The organism is Nocardia miyunensis NBRC 108239 (assembly GCF_001613065.1).
Taxonomy (GTDB): Bacteria; Actinomycetota; Actinomycetes; order Mycobacteriales; family Mycobacteriaceae; genus Nocardia; species Nocardia miyunensis.
The window spans coordinates 1-722 of sequence record NZ_BDBQ01000204.1 but is presented as its reverse complement, the minus strand read 5'-3'; the positions used below and the strand labels follow the sequence as shown (position 1 = coordinate 722).

The following is a 722-nucleotide window of genomic DNA, read 5'->3' as shown; positions in this document are numbered from 1 at the left end:
CTCGTTCGATCATCGGAGACGTCACGATGGACCACGTATCCAATCCTGGGCCCCGCCAACGGAAAACGCCGCAGTCGGGATTCCCGCCACCGGATCTGGCACCCCGCGGCGAAGCGGTAGCCGAGTCGAACCGGTGAGCGCGACCGACACCACCGGCACCGCTCTGCGCGATCGAACCCAGCGTCTGGACGAAGTCGAACGGCACTATCACCACACCTTGCGCCGCTTCGCCTGCCGCCTCGTCGGCGATCACGCTCGCGCGGACGAGATCGTTCAAGACGCCCTGATCCGGTTGTGGCAGCGTCCGGCGATGCTGGACGGGCCGGTCACGAAACTGCGCGCGTGGCTGTTCACCGTGACCCGCAACCTCGCCTACGACGAATTGCGGTGCGCCCGGCGACGCCACGAATTCACCACCGAGACAGCCGCACTGCTCGACCGCCCCGCCCAGGACCCGTGCGAGAACCTCGCCGACACGTGGGTCATCCAGCAGGCCCTGGCAACTCTCAGTCACGAACACCGTGAGGTCATCGTGCACGCCTACTACCGCCGCGCATCCGTCAAAACCATCGCCACCGAACTCGCCATCCCACCCGGCACCGTCAAATCACGACTGCACTACGCCCTGCACGCACTCCGAGACGCCTGCAAAGCCCAAGGCCTCACCGCGCCAACCGATTACACCACACAGCCCCAAGGCCGAACCCCGGCAAACGCACCCC

Annotated in this window: 1 protein-coding gene; it reads left to right on the top strand. The window is 66.3% G+C overall.

What is annotated here, in order from left to right; genetic code table 11:
- Positions 1-133 precede the first annotated feature (133 nt).
- On the top strand, positions 134-722 hold a 589-nt coding region (locus tag NM2_RS47005), incomplete at its 3' end, for a sigma-70 family RNA polymerase sigma factor (RefSeq protein ID WP_067684333.1).